Below are 238 nucleotides of genomic sequence, written 5' to 3' on the forward strand. Positions count from 1 at the left end.
CGTGTATGCGAACACAAGCGCGGCGGTCAAGGCGCGCGCGGACTGGATGGTGACGTCGTCGATCGGATTGGAGATCGTCGCCGATCTGCATGCGCGTGGCGAGAAGATCATTTGGGCGCCGGATCGGCACCTCGGCAGCTATATCCAGAACAAGACCGGTGCCGACATGCTGTTGTGGCAGGGCTCCTGTCTCGTGCACGATGAATTCAAGGGCATCGAACTAGATCTGCTGCGCGCT

The 238-nt window shown here is 60.5% G+C and carries 1 protein-coding gene; it reads left to right on the top strand.

Annotated features, from left to right (window positions below):
- Positions 1–238 (top strand): quinolinate synthase NadA (nadA, locus tag SB771_RS36895; RefSeq protein WP_410722274.1); only part of this gene is annotated, 238 nt, incomplete at both ends.

Origin of the sequence: Burkholderia sp. SIMBA_051, from assembly GCF_046534915.1 — a bacterium.
Classification (GTDB): domain Bacteria; phylum Pseudomonadota; class Gammaproteobacteria; order Burkholderiales; family Burkholderiaceae; genus Burkholderia; species Burkholderia ambifaria.